Annotated in this window: 17 protein-coding genes; all 17 read right to left on the reverse strand. The window is 29.5% G+C overall.

Going from position 1 to position 16,988, the window contains the following annotated elements; translation table 11 throughout:
- Nucleotides 1–8: 8 nt before the first annotated feature.
- On the reverse strand, nt 9–1,385 hold the full coding sequence (locus tag ACY1IQ_RS01390) for a coproporphyrinogen III oxidase (protein ID WP_461612353.1): 1,377 nt from the start codon (nt 1,383–1,385) through the stop codon (nt 9–11).
- A 94-nt stretch (nt 1,386–1,479) separates the two neighbouring features.
- Nucleotides 1,480–2,088 carry an MBL fold metallo-hydrolase gene (locus ACY1IQ_RS01395; protein ID WP_461612261.1) on the reverse strand — a complete coding sequence of 203 codons (609 nt, stop codon included), beginning with the start codon at nt 2,086–2,088 and terminating at the stop codon, nt 1,480–1,482.
- An 11-nt stretch (nt 2,089–2,099) separates the two neighbouring features.
- Nucleotides 2,100–2,555, reverse strand: coding sequence for a D-aminoacyl-tRNA deacylase (gene dtd / locus ACY1IQ_RS01400; protein WP_461612262.1), 456 nt, complete (start codon nt 2,553–2,555; stop codon nt 2,100–2,102).
- 19 nt (nt 2,556–2,574) lie between these two features.
- Nucleotides 2,575–4,764, reverse strand: a complete 2,190-nt coding sequence (locus ACY1IQ_RS01405) for a RelA/SpoT family protein (RefSeq protein ID WP_461612263.1) — start codon at nt 4,762–4,764, stop codon at nt 2,575–2,577.
- A 132-nt stretch (nt 4,765–4,896) separates the two neighbouring features.
- Nucleotides 4,897–5,415 carry an adenine phosphoribosyltransferase gene (locus ACY1IQ_RS01410; RefSeq protein ID WP_461612264.1) on the reverse strand — a complete coding sequence of 173 codons (519 nt, stop codon included), beginning with the start codon at nt 5,413–5,415 and terminating at the stop codon, nt 4,897–4,899.
- Between the two features lie 258 nt (nt 5,416–5,673).
- Complete coding sequence (locus ACY1IQ_RS01415; protein ID WP_461612265.1) at nt 5,674–6,558, reverse strand: DHH family phosphoesterase; 885 nt, start codon at nt 6,556–6,558, stop codon at nt 5,674–5,676.
- A 647-nt stretch (nt 6,559–7,205) separates the two neighbouring features.
- Complete coding sequence (secF, locus tag ACY1IQ_RS01420; RefSeq protein WP_461612266.1) at nt 7,206–8,081, reverse strand: protein translocase subunit SecF; 876 nt, start codon at nt 8,079–8,081, stop codon at nt 7,206–7,208.
- Between the two features lie 4 nt (nt 8,082–8,085).
- Nucleotides 8,086–9,348 (reverse strand): protein translocase subunit SecD, encoded by a 1,263-nt coding sequence (gene secD, locus ACY1IQ_RS01425; RefSeq protein WP_461612267.1) that lies wholly within the window; start codon nt 9,346–9,348, stop codon nt 8,086–8,088.
- A gap of 236 nt (nt 9,349–9,584) precedes the next feature.
- On the reverse strand, nt 9,585–10,949 hold the full coding sequence (scfB, locus tag ACY1IQ_RS01430) for a thioether cross-link-forming SCIFF peptide maturase (RefSeq protein WP_461612268.1): 1,365 nt from the start codon (nt 10,947–10,949) through the stop codon (nt 9,585–9,587).
- 58 nt (nt 10,950–11,007) lie between these two features.
- Nucleotides 11,008–11,145: a six-cysteine ranthipeptide SCIFF gene (gene scfA / locus ACY1IQ_RS01435; RefSeq protein ID WP_010292964.1), complete on the reverse strand. Its 138-nt coding sequence runs from the start codon at nt 11,143–11,145 to the stop codon at nt 11,008–11,010.
- Between the two features lie 43 nt (nt 11,146–11,188).
- Nucleotides 11,189–11,557 (reverse strand): TIGR04086 family membrane protein, encoded by a 369-nt coding sequence (locus ACY1IQ_RS01440; protein WP_461612269.1) that lies wholly within the window; start codon nt 11,555–11,557, stop codon nt 11,189–11,191.
- A 54-nt stretch (nt 11,558–11,611) separates the two neighbouring features.
- A complete protein-coding gene (gene yajC / locus ACY1IQ_RS01445; protein ID WP_461612270.1) occupies nt 11,612–11,902 on the reverse strand; it encodes a preprotein translocase subunit YajC in 291 nt (96 codons plus the stop codon).
- Nucleotides 11,903–11,959: 57 nt separating this feature from the next.
- On the reverse strand, nt 11,960–13,090 hold the full coding sequence (gene tgt, locus ACY1IQ_RS01450; protein WP_461612271.1) for a tRNA guanosine(34) transglycosylase Tgt: 1,131 nt from the start codon (nt 13,088–13,090) through the stop codon (nt 11,960–11,962).
- A 194-nt stretch (nt 13,091–13,284) separates the two neighbouring features.
- Nucleotides 13,285–14,310 (reverse strand): tRNA preQ1(34) S-adenosylmethionine ribosyltransferase-isomerase QueA, encoded by a 1,026-nt coding sequence (queA, locus tag ACY1IQ_RS01455; RefSeq protein WP_461612272.1) that lies wholly within the window; start codon nt 14,308–14,310, stop codon nt 13,285–13,287.
- A gap of 80 nt (nt 14,311–14,390) precedes the next feature.
- The gene (ruvB, locus tag ACY1IQ_RS01460; RefSeq protein ID WP_461612273.1) at nt 14,391–15,395 is read right to left on the reverse strand and encodes a Holliday junction branch migration DNA helicase RuvB; all 1,005 of its coding nucleotides are present in this window, start codon (nt 15,393–15,395) and stop codon (nt 14,391–14,393) included.
- A gap of 34 nt (nt 15,396–15,429) precedes the next feature.
- Nucleotides 15,430–16,023 (reverse strand): Holliday junction branch migration protein RuvA, encoded by a 594-nt coding sequence (gene ruvA / locus ACY1IQ_RS01465; RefSeq protein ID WP_461612274.1) that lies wholly within the window; start codon nt 16,021–16,023, stop codon nt 15,430–15,432.
- 259 nt (nt 16,024–16,282) lie between these two features.
- Nucleotides 16,283–16,918 carry a hypothetical protein gene (locus tag ACY1IQ_RS01470; RefSeq protein WP_461612275.1) on the reverse strand — a complete coding sequence of 212 codons (636 nt, stop codon included), beginning with the start codon at nt 16,916–16,918 and terminating at the stop codon, nt 16,283–16,285.
- Nucleotides 16,919–16,988: the final 70 nt, after the last annotated feature.

Raw genomic sequence — 16,988 nt, forward strand, 5'->3', positions numbered from 1 at the left:
CTCCTTTATTATTTATATATAGAGTTTAGAAGCTCTATCTTTTTTTCTATCATCTCATCAATTCTTTTTATGTATTCCCTTATATCTTTAACATTTCCAAATCTTTCAATTCTGTTTTCATCTAAAAAAACTATTTTAGAAACTGCATCTGCCCCTAGTGCTATTATAGTTTGCTTTTCTTCTATCATCTGTATGTTGTAAATACCTTCTTTACCCTCTAGTGCATATCCTACGTTTTCCATGTTTCCAACCATATTTTTTTGTCTATACATATAATAAGGTTTCATATTGAGTTCTTTAGAAAGCTTAACTGTTCTTTTATACATAGCATTCAATTCATCTTGATCTGGAATTTCAAAACTTTTATTGATAATCATATTTTCATAAAGTTTAGATGCCCTTTTGATAGACATTCCATGTATGGTAATACTGTGAGGCTTTAGCTTAAATATCTCATCACAAGTCTTGTCTATATTAAGTAAATTTTCCCCTGGAAGTCCTACAATCAAGTCCATGTTAATATTATCAAAGCCTAAATCTACTGCTAAATTAAACTTTTCAATTACTGAAGGCACATCATGATTTCTTCCTATTAACTTTAAAGTATTATCATTCATACTCTGAGGGTTAATACTAATTCTTTGAACTCCATACTTTTTCATAGATAAAAGTTTATTTTCAGTTATACTATCTGGTCTTCCACATTCTACTGTAAATTCTTTGATATTTCTACCATCAACAAAACCACTATAAATATGCTTCATAGTTTCTTCAAAATCTTCATCGTTTACTGAAGTAGGCGTACCTCCTCCAAAATAAACACATTCTATTTTCAAATTTTTCTCTTTAATATAAGTACTTAACGCTTCTATCTCTAAATAAAGAGATTCTAAATATGGTTTTACTATATCTTTACATATACCTATTGGATTTGATGTAAAAGAACAGTATGCACATCTTGTTGGACAAAATGGCATACCTATATAAATACTTACTACCTTCTCATCCTTATTTACTATATCTCTTTCCCATTTAGCTACATCTATACATAACTTAGCTTTCTCTTCTGAGGTTAAATGTCTGTCATAAAAGTCTTTTATTATTTCTTCCTCACTATATCCTTTTTCTAAAAGCTCCAAAGCTTTTTTAGAAGGCCTTATTCCAACTAAAGTTCCCCAAGGCAGTATTTTATCTGTTTCTTCACTTAAAATTTTAAATACTGCCTTTCTTAACTCTTCTTTTACTTTATATTCTTTATTTACTTTTAATATCTTTATCTTATCATTGCATTTTATATTTATTGCTTCATCATCAACTTTAATTTCAATGTGAGGATTTTCATTAACAAATTCTATATCACTAAAGGGATAAAATAAATTTATCATTTGAAAAACATCATATCTAAAGTCTAAATTATTTAACTTTACTTTAATTACTTTATCTACTTTATACAATTTTATCAAATCCTTTATAAAACCTCTATCCTTTAATAAAAGGATTCATAAGCTTTTCCTTTGCTAATGTGGAACTTGGTCCGTGTCCAGGGTAAACTACGGTGCTCTCAGGTAAAATCATTATTTTTCTCTTTATAGATTCCATTAATGTTTCATAATCTCCACCAACTAAATCTGTTCTACCTATTGAACCAGTAAATAACGTATCACCAGTGAAAAGATTATTATCTACTTTAAAGCAAAGTCCACCTGGAGTATGACCTGGGGTTTCAATACACTCTACTACAAAGTTTCCACATTTAATTTGGTCTTTTTCCTTTAAAAATAAACTTATTCCAGCAGCAATCTCTGCTCCATAAACATAAGTACCTCTTTCCATTAAAATATGATCTTTTTCACTTATGCCTATTTTACTATTAAAAATGTTATGAAGTTCATCAACACCACCAGTATGATCTAAATGTCCATGAGTTAAAAGTATATATTTAACTTCTGCACCTAAACTAATTATAGCTTTTTCTATATCATCAACGTCTCCGCCGGGATCTAAAACTATTGCTTCCTTAGTATTCTCATCCATGATTATATAGCAATTAGCACCATAAATCCCTGCTACAACTCTTTTTATAACCATATTTTTCACCTCTAGAAATCTTTTTTACTTTCCAGTAATAATGTTACTGGACCATCATTCTGAATATAGACCTGCATATCTGCTCCAAATTCTCCTGTTTGAACTTTATCTTCACCTAGTTGTTTTTTAAATTCAGAAACAAGCTCATTATACATTTGCTCTGCAATTTCTCCACCTTGTGATTTCATAAAGTCTGGTCTTTTTCCTTTTCTACAATCTCCATATAAAGTAAATTGAGATATTAATAAAATACTACCATCTATATCTTCTACTGAGAAATTCATCTTATCGTTTTCATCTTCAAATATTCTCATTCCTAATACCTTACGAACTATATATTCTATATCTTCCTTCGTATCTTCTTTACTAACACCTATTAATACATTCAATCCTCGATCAATTTGTCCAATCACTTTATTTTCAACTTCAACTCTTGACGTCTTCACTCTTTGAACAACCGCTCTCATAACCTATCCATCTCCTCAATTAATTTTTAATTCTATAGACATCATGAACTCCATTAAGACGTCTTATCTTTTTTTGGATTTCTACTAATTGCTCTGCACTTGTAATAGAAATTTTAATATTTATTATTACTTCTCCAGTTCTAGTAGCCTTAGCATTTACTGAATTTATTGATGTTTTGGCTTCATTTAATAAATTAATAGCTTCTGTTAATATTCCAAATCTATCTTCAGCCTTAATTTGAAGCTCTGTTACATACCTACCTGAAATTTTTTCGCTTCCCCAGCTTACCTCTACAATTTTATTATCATCACTTTTTTGAAGTGCAATAAGATTTTTACAATCTTTTCTATGGACAGAAACCCCCTTGCCTTTAGTTATATAGCCTATAATCTCATCCCCTGGCACAGGATTACAACATTTAGCATATCTTATTAAAAGATTACTTTCACCTTTAACTTGAACTTGAGATGAACTATCTTTTTTATTTGAATTTTTATTATTATATTTACTTATTTTTTCTTCAATGCTCTTATTTTCTTCCTCTTGTGTTAAAGCTTTTTTAGATTCAACAAGTGGTTCTTTAAGTTTATTTACAATATTATTAGGAAGAATTTCATTTACTCCTAAAGTTGCATATAAATCTTCTAAATTTTTTAAATTATACCTTTTAAGAGTTTTTTCTAACGCCGATGATTTTATTAATTCATTTACCGTAAAGCCCTGTTTTTTAGCTTCTCTTTCAAGATATTCCTTACCTTTTTCAATACTCTCATCTCTTCTTGACTTTTTAAACCAAACCTTTATTTTACTCTTAGCCCTGTTGCTTTTTGCAATGTTGATCCAGTCAATACTTGGTCCTTTGGAATTAGGTGAAGTTATAATTTCAACTATTTCTCCAGTTTTTAAGCGATATGTTAGCTGAACTATCTTACCGTTAACTTTAGCTCCAGTACATTTATGCCCTATATCTGTATGTATACTATAAGCAAAGTCTATTGGCGTTGAGTCATGTGGAAGACTTATAACATCTCCTTTAGGTGTAAACACAAAAACCTCATCAGAAAATAAATCTATCTTAAAGCCTTCCATAAATTCTTCAGCATCTGCAGTTTCCCCTTGCCATTCAAGCATCTCTCTAAGCCAAGAAAGTCTAGATTCTAGTGAATCGTTACTTCCTTCTATTCCTTCTTTATACTTCCAGTGAGCAGCAATACCATACTCAGCAGTCCTATGCATGTCATAGGTTCTAATTTGAATTTCTACAGGTTTACCAAAAGGTCCAATCACTGTAGTATGTATAGATTGATATAGATTAGGCTTAGGCATAGCTATATAATCTTTAAATCTACCTGGAATAGGCTTATACATTGTATGGACAATACCCAATGAAGCATAACAATTGCCTATGTCATCAACTAATATTCTAACTGCTGTTAAATCATATATTTGATCTATAGTCTTGTTTTTAGTAATCATCTTTCTATAAATGCTATAAAAATGTTTAGGCCTTCCCTCTATTTCTGATTTAATTCCAACCATATCTAAATTAGATTTTAATTTAGATATAATGTGCTCAATTTGCTCTTCTCTTTCTGCTCTTTTTTCTGAAATTAATTTAACTAAATCATAATATTCAGTGGGATTTAAATACCTAAGTGCTAAATCTTCGAGATCCCATTTAATTTTAGATATACCTAGTCTATGTGCTAGTGGTGCATAGATATCTAGTGTTTCTTTTGCCTTTTCTCTTTGTTTAGCTTCTGGCATATATTTTAAAGTTCTCATATTATGTAATCTATCTGCAAGCTTAATTAGTATAACTCTAATATCTTTAGCCATGGCAAGTAACATTTTTCTAACATTATCCGCTTGCTGTTCTTCTTTAGTTTTATATTTAATTTTTCCAAGTTTCGATACACCTTGAACTAAATCTGCAACCTCCACACTAAAAATATTGCAAACTTCCTCATAGGTGTACTCAGTATCTTCAATTACATCATGTAAAAGACCAGCAACTATAGTAGATGTATCTAACCCTAGCTCTGCTAATATACAAGCAACCTCCACTGGGTGAATAACATAAGGCTCCCCTGATTCTCTTTTTTGATTTTTATGAGCGTCTACAGAAAAGTTAAAGGCCTTTGTAACCAATTCTATATCTACATTATGACAATTATTTTGAATCTTATCTAATAATTTTTCTAGCATTGAGATTACACCCCTAAAACTAAAGGCTGGTTACACAACCAGCCACTATTTTTTACTAATAATAATATTATATAATAACCATTATATTTATGCAATTTGCTTTGTGTAATTTAGTAGTAACAATGTATTTTATTATATGTTGTATTGTACTACAGACATAATATCGTAGTTATCAATCTTTTTTCTTCCATTCAAATCAGTAAGCTCAATAACAAAGTCTAGGGATACAACTTCTCCTCCAACTTCCTCAACAAGCTTAGCTACTGCTGAAACTGTTCCTCCTGTTGCTAGTAAATCATCAACTATAGCAACTCTTTGTCCTGGCTTTATAGAATCCTTATGAATTTCTAATGAATCAGTACCATATTCTAAATCATATTCAACCTTCATTGTGTCATATGGTAATTTCCCTGGCTTCCTAATAGGTACAAACCCTATACCCATGGCATAAGCTACAGGTACTCCAAATAAAAAACCTCTTGCTTCTGGACCAACAATTAAGTCAATATTTTTATCCTTTAAGTGCTCTACAATTTTATCTATAGTTAATTTTAAAGCTTCTCCATCCTGTAATAAAGTTGTAATATCCTTAAAGCTTATACCTTCCTTTGGGAATCCATCAATAACTCTTATTTTATCTTTTAAATCCATCGTTATTCCCCCTCTATAATATTCTGCACGAACATTTCTATAGTAAGTAATTTAATCATACAGTTTATTATATATTTAAAACTATAATTTATGCAATAAGACCTCTTAAATAAATTAACTAATCAAAATATGATAGATATTTTATAGCAGACATATCTACGAAACTCGATTCTAGTATCCTATTATAGGACGCTAGAAAATAAACTATCATGATGACTAGCTATTTTTTAAGCTATCTAAGCCTAATTTAACTTTTCATTATACAATTTGTAAACTCATTTGTATTTCTTTTTTATTAATTATTTTATTATTCCTTTTTATCTCATTGTATAAATACTTTGAAATTTGTTTTGCTCTATAGCTATCATTAGTAGTAAAAAGTTCTATAGCTATTTTTGCATTATCTATGCGTCCCATTGAGTTTGACTTAGGAAATATATCAATAGTTAAATTGCTATTAATAAATTCTTCAATATTATTAACATTATTATCATCTAACAATGCTCTTATACCATAATTATTAGTATAAGATAATTGTTTTAAACCTTCCTCAACTATATAGCTATTTTCTCCTATTATAGGACTACCCTTAGATATAGTTCCTAGCATTACTAAATCCGTATATTTATTTATACAACTCATTTTATAATAAGAGGATATAGTTTGTGCTAACTTATAGGCAACCCCTACTGCAGAGAGATTTTTAAAAGGATAATTACATCCTCTTTGATTAGGATTAACTACAATTATATCTTCCATATCATTTGTAGTTTTATGATAATCAGTCACAATAATATCTATATTTAGCTCTTTACAAAGCGCTATTTCCTTTTCTGAGTTTATAGTTGAACCTACAGTTATTATAAGGTCTGCACCTAAGTACTTTATGTAATTTTGTATATCATTATCATTTAAGTTTCTATTTGCTCTAGCTTCGTTAGGCTGAAAATACTCCACATCTGCGTTAAGATATCTCAAAACTAAAATTAAAAGAGATATAGCTGTAATACTATCAAAATCATAATAACCATAAACAACTATCTTTTCTCTCTCATTTATAGCTTGTATTATTCTTCTTAGAGCATTTTTCATACCTTTAAGTAATAGTGGATTATAGGTATTTTTAATGTAGTGTTCGTCCATAATATGCTCCTCCAAAATAATAGAAAACAAATATATTATAATTTAAAATCATTGATATTACAAACCTTTTTGCAAAAAAACATGAAAAACAAAATTTTAATTGCTTAAAATAAAATAATTAGAGAAAAATAAGACGAATCTTTTGTACCAAATAAGAAATAAGCTCCACTATTAGCTATGCTATTAGTAGATTTTAATCACAAAGTATGACACAAAAGTCATTATACTAACTATTTTTAAGGTGCTTTAAATTAATATTTCAAATTGCAACTAAAAATATTTAAAATTTCATGGTTTTTATAAAGGCTTATAGTTACACATATATAACTTCAACTATAAAATATTAAAATTATATATCTATAACTATACATAGGATCCCTTAGCCAAAATTTAACTTATATCTGATTTTGATTTCCATAACAAAAATTCTTTTTATCAGTTGAAAATTAAGAATGAGTAATGAAGAATTAAGGTTAAAACTCTATCGTCAAAGTCTTTGAAGTTTTTTAGAACAAATTTTATTTTAAAAAATTTATTCTTAGTGAATTTAATCCTAAATATATTAAGGGTTAATCTATACATTTATAAAATAGATTAAAAAAGTCAGAAATGGAATGTATTTAATTCTCTTTCTGACTTTATTTTATTTATTTAGTAGCAGGAGATAGCTTTCTTTTTTTAAGTATAACCCAAATAGGACTTGCTATAAAAATTGAAGAATAAGCTCCTGTTGCTATACCAACTATTAATGGAAATGAGAACTCTCTTATAGTTGGAACAAAGATATAAACTGCTGTTATAGTAAATAACGTAGTTAATGATGTATTTATTGACCTTGATAAAGTTTGATTAATACTTACATTAGCAATTTCATCTACGCTACCTTTTCTCATTTTCTTAGAATTTTCTCTTATTCTATCAAATATAACTATAGTATCATTTATAGAGTAACCTACAATTGTAAGTATTGCAGCAATAAAAGGTGTGTTTACAGGAATACCTAAAATTGCATATACTCCTATAGTAACAAGAACATCATGAACTACAGCTATTATTGCAGCAGCCCCAAAACTAAATTCAAATCTCATGCCTATATAAACAAGCATTGCTAAGTTAGCTACAATTAAAGCTAACAAAGTTTTTGTTTTTAGTTCTTTACCTATTGTTCCTCCTATAGTTTCTTTATCTAAAATAGCACTATCATCTAATGAAAATTCCTTTTTAATTTCATTTACTAACTCATTGGTCTTTTCTTCATTAAGAACATCTGCTTGAACTATTATTTCAATTTCTTTTCCCTCATTTGCAATCTTCGTTGCATATTTATCCTTAGCATATTTATCTAAAATTGAATTTACTTTCTCTTTTTCAAACTCTTTGTTCATATTTATATTTATTAGGGTACCACCTTTAAAATCTATACCAAAGTTTAGTCCTTTAAATAAAGTAAATCCCATTCCAACTAAAATAACTAAAAGTGATATGGTAAACCATACTTTTGTTCTTTCTATTATCTTAATCATACTCCTACCCCCTCTTCACACCAAAATGGGAAGGTTTGCTAATAAGTCCCATTTCAATAGTTTTTCTTAATAAAAACTTAGTAACGGTAAGAGCTGTAAATATACTTATAATTATACCTATCATTAATGTTAAACCAAAACCTTTAACTGCCCCTGTTCCTACAAAATATAATGATACAGCAGCAATTATAGTTGTAATATTTGAGTCTAATATAGATGAAAATGCTTTGTCAAATCCTGATTCTACTGAGGTTTTAACAGATTTTCCTGTTTTTAATTCTTCTTTAATTCTTTCAAATATAAGTACGTTAGCATCAACTGCCATTCCTACAGTAAGTAGGAATCCCGCTATACCTGATAAAGTTAAAGTAACATTAAATATAGCGAAAGTCATAAGAAGTAAAACTATATATAAAACTAGTGAAAAACAACACACTACTCCTGGTGCTCTATAATAAAGCATCATAAACAACATTACAAATAATATTCCAACTACTGCTGCTTTTTTGCTTAATCCTAAAGCTTCCATTCCAATAGTTGGGCCTACTGTTTTAACAGATACTGCTTCAACTGGTACTGGTAGGGCTCCTGACTTTATTATATTTGCTATTGATTTAGCTTCTTCTAGTGACGCCATTCCAGAGATAACTGCTTTCCCTTCTCTTATAACTTGATTAACTACAGGATTAGTTAATACTTCTTCGTCCATAGTAATAGCAATTTGTTTACCTATAAATTTTTCCGTTGCTTCAGCAAATTTTTTAGTTCCTTCATCATTAAGTTCAAGTCCCACAACAGCTTTTCCGTCCTGATCATAATGTGCTACAGCATCTTTAACATCTTTACCTGTAAGCACTACTTCCTTGTCTGGTCCTACAAACTTTAGCTCTCCGGTTTTTCCAACAGTATTTAATACTGCCTTAGTATCAAATTGACCTGGTATTTCAATCCTTATTCTTTTTTCACCTTCACGGGTTACTGCTATTTCACTAACACCTAGCTTATTAACCCTCATAGAAATTAACTCTATAGTTCTGTCTACTGTACTAGAATCAACTTTATCCGCTTTTACTTCCATAAGTAGAGATGAACCACCTTGTAAATCAAGTCCTTTATTTATTGCGGATCCAAAGGATTTAATTCTATAATCAAAGACTTCTAGTCCAAAGTAGCCTGCATAAGCTAAAAAGGCTATTATACCTATAGCAATAATAAATAAAGCACTACTTTTACCTTTACCTTTCTTCATGTTTATCCCCTTTCCCATCTAAGTTAATCTTTACTTTTCTAAGGCGTCTAAAATAAAATAACTTGGAAAAGATGCAGTAAACATTTTGTGTCATACAAAGACACATAACCCGCTGTGAGTAGTGCTATGAGCAGGTTGCGCCGATGTAGTATGGCACAAAATAGACTAGCATACTGATCAATTATTTTTTTGAGGATGCCTAAAGTAAATTATATCTCCTATAAAAATAATAGTCAATGTTTTCAAAGATTACATTACTCTTCCATAAGTTTTGTCTTTAAAGCAATTGCACACTCTACCCTTTTCTTTTGCATTTCACATCCTACTTCATAAGGAATGTGCATGTCTCCATTGAAGTTAAAGTTATTTGCCTGACATCCTCCACTACAATAGAATCTTGCCCAACACTTTTTACAAGTTGGCTTATTATATATATGAGCATCCTTAAAAGTCTGAACTAAATGCTGATTTTTTATGCCATCATAAATATTTCCTAGTAAATAATCTTCATTTCCAACAAATTGATGACAAGGATAGATATCTCCATCTGGTGTAACAGCTACATATTCATGCCCTGCACCACAGCCAGAAATTCTCTTATAAACACATGGGCCCCCTTGAAGATCAATATTAAAGTGATAAAATCTAAATCCTTTTCCTTCTTTATGTCTTCTTAACATATCCTCATATAATTTATCATATTGCTCAAATATTATTGGCAAATCTTCACTTCTTAAAGATAATTCATGTTCATTTGGAAGAACAACAGGTTCAATAGATATTTCCTCAAAACCTAAATCAGCCATATGTTTAACATCCTCAAAGAAGTCCGTATTTTCTCTTGTAAAAGTTCCTCTTACATAATAAGATTTAGACTTATCTCTCATATCTACCATCTTTTTTATTTTAGGTAGAATACTATCATAACATCCGCTGCCATCTACTCTTATTCTTACTTTATCATTAATTTCTTTTCTTCCATCGATACTTAAAACTAAGTTACCCATATTTTCATCTAAATACTTCATATTTTCATCATTTAATAAAGTAGCATTAGTTGTCATTGTAAATCTTATATTTTTATTATAGATTTTTTCTTGCTCTCTAGCATAATCAACTATTTCTTTAATAGTATCAAAAGCCATTAGTGGTTCTCCACCAAATAAATCTATCTCTATATTCTTTCTACTTCCTGAATTTGCTATAACAAAATCTATGGCCTTTTTTCCAACTTCAGGTGACATTGCTTTTCTACATCCATGATATTCACCTTCATCTGCAAAACAATATTTACATCTTAAGTTACAATCATGAATTATATTTAAGCAAAGAGCTTTTATATAAGATGGACCTTGTCCACTTTTTTTCGCTATATTTTCGTATAAATCTAATGAATATAATATACCTTCACTAACAAGTTCTCTAAGTTCGTCGTAAACTTCTTCAATTTCTTCTATAGAATATTTTTCTTTAAACTCTTCAATTAATTCTTCTTTACTTCTTAATTTATTTTCATCTAGTAAATCATAAACTAGTTCATCTACCACATGTACTGCTCCAGAATTTACATCTATTACATAATAATCATTACCTTGTACAAATTTATGAATTAGTGACATTTTTTTCCTCCCAGCTAAATATAAAGCAGTAACCCTAAGTTACTGCCTTTTCTAAATATTAATTTTCACAAGCTAAGTTAGCTACTGTGCATGAAGTTTTACATGCTGATTGACAAGAGTTAGCACACTCTTTGCATCCTGGCTTCTTTAAGCTTTCTTTAATATTTGATTTGTTTACTGTTTTGATGTGTTTCATATTGTGATTTCCTCCATCCTAATTATTTATATCTATATAAATTTTATAGATTTACAGCTATCATTCCAGAAAGGGCACCAACAATTAGTGCTAAAGTTAATCTTACAAATTCTTTTATGCCAAAAGCAAACTCTCTACCGCATATTATGCCAACTATAAAAATCGCCAACATGTAAAAAAGAGCAACTAAAATACCCATTAGCCATCCATTATGGCCTGCTTTCATAGTAGCATATATAGTCCCATAAAGGATACTTAATGTTGTTAACACCACAAAAAATACTGATGTTACCACAGCATTGACAGAAATAAAACTAACGATTAGTGAATAAATCACTAAACAAAACATAGTTAAAATAAAGGCTCTTAACACTCCATGCCCTATACAAGAATATTTTATTTTTTTTAACATTTATAATACCCCCCATCTATTTAATACATATGAATAGATGGGAGAAATTATTCATTAATCTTCTTTAGTTAAAGCTACTTCTGATGCCTTTACAACATGATTGATACCTTGTTTTGCTATTTTAATTCTAGCTCTATCAGGACCGCTCTCTAAAATAATGTGATCATCTTGTATGTTAACGATTTTTCCCATTATTCCACCTTTAGTCATTATTTCATCATTCATCTTTAAACTTGTTAACATTTCTTCATATTTTTTTCTTCTTTTCTTCTCTGGTATAAAAACCATGATATAAAATAATCCTAACATCAATACTATAGGTAATAAACCCATTAATTGTTGCATACTCTCCCTCCTTTCAGTTTCTTATATTATATCTAAATAAAATTTAACATTGGCATATTATGCTTTTCCACCCCATTGAGATAACTTTTCACTTTTAAAGTCTTCAAAGTAATCTCCATCAATAGCAGCTCTTATATCTTCCATAAGCTTGTTATAGAAATATAAATTATGTAATACGCAAAGTCTCATTGCAAGCATTTCCTTAGCTTTAAATAAGTGTCTTATATATGCTCTTGTATAAGATTTGCATGCTGGACATTGACACCCTTCATCTATTGGATTATCATCAAGTTCAAACTTTGCATTCATAAGATTTATTTTACCATATTTAGTGAATACGTGTCCATGTCTTCCATTTCTAGCCGGAAGCACACAATCAAAGAAATCTACTCCCCTTGAAACTGCTTCTAAAATATTACTTGGAAGTCCTACTCCCATTAAATAAATTGGCTTATCTTCTGGAAGATGTGGAACAACGGACTCAATTATTCTATACATTTCCTCATGAGTTTCTCCTACTGCAAGGCCTCCGATAGCATAGCCATCTAAATTCATTTTAGAAATAGTTTTAGCATGTTCTATTCTTATATCTTCATAAACTCCACCTTGATTTATTCCAAATAACATCTGCTGCTTATTTATAGTATCTGGAAGAGAGTTTAATCTATCCATTTCTTTTTTACATCTTTCAAGCCATCTTGTTGTTCTTGCCACGGATTTTTCAACATACTCTCTTGAAGATGGATTAGGAATACATTCATCAAAAGCCATTGCTATGGTTGAAGCTAAATTGCTTTGAATCTGCATACTTTCCTCAGGTCCCATAAATATTTTTTTACCATCTATATGAGAGTTAAAATAAACTCCCTCTTCTTGTATTTTTCTCATACTTGATAATGAGAAAACTTGAAATCCACCTGAATCTGTTAATATTGGTCTATCCCAGTTCATAAACTTATGTAGTCCACCCATTTTTTTTACCACTTCATCACTAGGTCTCAAATGTAGATGATATGTATTTGAAAGTTCAACTTGACATCCTATTTCTTTTAAATCCATTGATGATACTGCCCCTTTAATAGCTGCAAGTGTACCAACATTCATAAACACTGGAGTTTGAACCACTCCATGAGGTGTAGTAAACTCTCCTCTTCTCACATTTCCACTTTTCTTTAACAATTTATACATAACTAAAAATCTTCCTCCTAATTAGTTAAAACAGCTGAATAAAATAATTGTTCAAAGATGTGTCATCTATTTTGTATCAGACAAGGAAATAGGTTTTACTCATAATTTAAACTATGAGTAAGTTCTGTTGATCCAGTATGATAGAAAATAGACTAGTATCTGATTAGTTATTTTTTGAAGATGCCTAAAGTTATTTAGTGTAAAAACATTGCATCTCCAAAACTGAAAAATCTATATTTATTCTCAACTGCTATTTTATAAGCATTCATCACAATATCTCTATTTGAAAAAGCACTAATTAACATTATAAGTGTTGATTCTGGAAGATGAAAGTTTGTTATAAGCGCATCTACAATTTTAAATTTATATCCTGGATATATAAATATATCTGTATATCCAGATGCTTCTTTTACTCTTCCACTTTCGTCACTAACACTCTCTAATGTTCTGTTAGAAGTAGTTCCTACTGCTATTACTCTCTTTCCTGCTTCCTTTGTGGCATTTATAATATCAGCAGTTTCTTTAGAAAGATAATAATACTCCGAATGCATTTCATGTTCTTCTATATTTTCCACTTTAACCGGTCTAAATGTGCCTAATCCTACATGTAAAGTAATAAATACAACTTTAACTCCCTTGCTTTTTATTTGCTCTAAAAGTTCTTCTGTGAAATGAAGTCCTGCTGTAGGTGCTGCAGCGGAGCCAACCTCTTTTGAATAAACTGTTTGATATCTTTCTCTATCTTCAAGCTTTTCTGTTATATATGGTGGAAGTGGCATTTCACCTAGCATATCTAAAACTTCCTCAAAGATTCCATCATACTCAAAGCGAACCTTTCTATTACCATTCTCTAATACTTCAATTATTTCAGCTTTAAGTTCACCATTACCAAAAATAAATCTTGAACCTAATTTCGCTCTTTTTCCTGGCTTAACTAGTGTTTCCCATATATCTTTTTCTAATCTTCTTAAAAGAAGAAATTCCATTTTAGCTCCTGTTTCTTCTTTTATTCCATGTAATCTGGCTGGTAATACTCTAGTATCATTTAAAACTAAAGTATCTCCTTCTTCAAAATAATCTATAATATCTTTAAATTTTTTATGCTCTATTTCTCCATTAATTTTGTTTACCACCATAAGTTTAGATTCATCTCTTTTTTCAAGTGGTACTTGAGCTATAAGCTCTTGTGGTAAATCAAAATAAAAATCTTTAACTTTCAAATTTTACACCTTCTTAAATTTAAAATAAATTTATTCCATAGGTAAATTATTGTACCATTATATGAATAATATAACAAATACTATTTTTTCTCTGGCATTTTTCTTCCTAAATGATCATAGGCTTTAGCTGAAGCTATTCTTCCTCTAGGGGTTCTAATTATAAATCCTTTTTGAATCAAATAAGGTTCATAGACATCTTCAACAGACCCAAGTTCTTCACCAATGTAATAAGCTAAAGTCTCAATCCCTACTGGTCCCCCATTAAAATTATCTATAATTGCTTCTAAAATTTTATTATCTATTTTATCGAAGCCTTCACAATCAATTTCTAAAAGCTCAGATGCTCCTTTTACAGTATTAAAATCTATGACTCCATTCCCCTTTACTAGGCAATAATCCCTTACTCTTTTTAGAAGTCTATTTGCTATTCTTGGAGTACCCCTTGACCTTTTAGCAATTTCTATAGCTGCATTTTCTTCAATAGAAACATTTAAAATATTAGAAGAACGAACAACTATTTCTTTAAGCTCTTCTTCATTATAGTATTCCATAGGGGAAAGTACTCCAAATCTATCTCTAAGAGGAGAAGTTAGAAGTCCTACTCTTGTAGTTGCACCTATCAATGTAAATTTAGGTAAATCCAATCTAATAGATTTAGCAGAAGCTCCTTTTCCTATAACTATATCTAGGGAGTAATCTTCCATAGCAGGGTATAAAATTTCTTCTACTGCCCTATTTAATCTGTGTATTTCATCTATAAATAGCACATCAAAATTAGAAAGACCAGTGAGTATAGCAGCTAAATCTCCTGCCCTTTCAATAGCTGGTCCTGAAGTTACCTTTAGGTTTCCTCCCATTTCTTTTGCTATAATATTAGCTAAAGTAGTTTTTCCAAGTCCTGGTGGTCCATATAATAGTACATGATCTAATGGCTCTTCTCTCATCTTGGCTGCTTTTAGAAATATATCTAATCTTTCTTTAACCTTTGACTGGCCTATATATTCTTTTAATCGCTGAGGTCTTAATGAATATTCAACATCTAAATCTTCTTCTCTTAGCTGAGAAGTAATTACTCTATCTTCCAAAAGAAGTTCACTCCTTTAAACTTTCAATAGGTAGTTAAGACATTAAATGTCTTAAACATCTCTTAATCATCTCTTCAACAGTTCCATCTTTACCAACAGCTTTAACTGCTTTTTCAGCCTCTTTCTCTGAATATCCTAAAGCTATTAATGCACCAAATACTTCATTTACTACTGAATCCATCTCTATTATAGTTTCATGAGATACATCATCTTCCATCATATCTTCTAAATGAATTTTATCCTTAAGCTCCAATATAATTCTTTGTGCTGTTTTCTTACCTACTCCTGGTGCTTTTGTTAAGGTCTTCTCATCTCCTGTTAAAATGGCATATTTTAAATTTCTAACAGTACATATAGATAAAAGAGAGAGAGTTGCTTTTGCACCTACTCCATTAATAGTTAATAACAAATTGAACATTGCTAATTCATCTTTAGTTATAAATCCATACAGTCCAATAAAATCTTCTCTTACAATTTGCTGAACATAAAGCAAAACTTCTGAATCAGTAGGTGGCATTTGAGACATTGTATTTCCTGAAGTAAATATTTTGTAACCAATATTGTTATTATCTACGACTACATAATCCTTATTTATACCAATAAATCTACCTTTTATATATTCATACAAAATAATCACCTTCCTACTTTAATTTACAACTACATATTACTTTACCATCTTAACTTATACAATTCAACAAAAAACCTTATTGAATTTACAATGCTATGCAATTGAGAACTGTTGATCCTTCTCTTTTATAAGAGAAGTTCTAATGTTAAATTAAAATACTTAAAATTTAACTTAGAATCTAAAAAGTCTTAAGAATTTTTCATTCTTAAGACTTTTTGAATCCTTGTTTATATTTAAAAATTAGTTTTAGAAATAGGATTTACGAACTACATAATGCTTGCGCATATTCTATTGCTTCCTCTTTGGTTTTAAATTGGTATTCTTTTTTACCTTTATATAAAGATTCCATAAGATTTCCTTTGTCCTTTATATAATCTAAAGTTATTGCTTTATCTTCTTCGCTTCTTACATTTTTAATTAAAGATTCCTCAATAGTTATATTTCCGTCCTGTTTTTTATTATATATAACTACATTATTTTCTCCTATACCTATAAAGTAATTATCCGCTTCATAGTTATATCCTTCAATCTCTTTTATAAAAATAACTTGATCCTTTGTAAACTTTTCTAACTTATATCCATAACTTTTATAAATTTCCTCTAGCTCTGTTTCTTTTAATCCATTAAGTTTATCTTTATCTCTTTCTACCATTTCATTCATTTGAGTATCTTCTATAAAATCTTTACAATTACTATATTTAATAAAAAATTCTATTTTATTCTTTGAATTAAATTTTAATGGCTTGGAGTTTGTAGAGCTTGCCTCCTTAGCTAAAGAATAAACATTTTCTTTACTTAATATATTAGTATATACAAAATAACTCGATAAAAAGATTATTATACCACCAAGAATATATGTTAATATTTTTTTATTTTTTAAAAACTTTTTGAACATAAAATAAATCCCTCCTTAATGAGGGATTTTATCCATAATTAGCTTATTTATACATATAAACTTCAATAAT

The organism is Clostridium sp. Marseille-QA1073, assembly GCF_054863625.1.